The 383-nt window shown below is 38.6% G+C and carries 1 protein-coding gene; it reads right to left on the bottom strand.

From position 1 onward, the window contains the following. Window positions 1–170: 170 nt before the first annotated feature. Window positions 171–383: hypothetical protein (locus B2906_RS00660; RefSeq protein ID WP_286935242.1), on the bottom strand; the 213-nt coding region annotated here is incomplete at its 5' end.

Here is a 383-nt window from a genome sequence, read left to right as displayed (position 1 = left end):
TCTTAGGTCGAAGTAGAACTTCGATATTCAACATTTATCATTCGATGTTCGATATTTTCTGGGATGTGCAATTGAGTATATGAATGTCGTTATTTTGAATTCTCGTCTCTCGCCTCTCGCTTCTCGTCTCTTGCCTCTCATCGTCGTAAATCTGAAATTTATCTCTGTTCTTAAGTCGAAGTAGAACTTCGATATTCAACATTCATCATTCGATGTTCGATATTTCTGGGATGTGTAATTGAGTATCGTTTTTTTTGAATTCTCGTCTCTTGCTTCTCGCCTCTTGCTTCTCGCCTCTCGCTTCTCTCTTCTCGTCTCTCATCGTCGTAAATCTGAAATTTATCTCTGTACTTAGGTCGAAGTAGAACTTCGCTATTCGATAT

This window comes from Algoriphagus sp. UBA3586 (genome assembly GCF_002376385.1).
GTDB classification, from domain to species: Bacteria; Bacteroidota; Bacteroidia; order Cytophagales; family Cyclobacteriaceae; genus Algoriphagus; species Algoriphagus ornithinivorans.
Note: the sequence above shows the minus strand (reverse complement) of the source record. Positions and strands in the feature narration are given on the sequence as shown.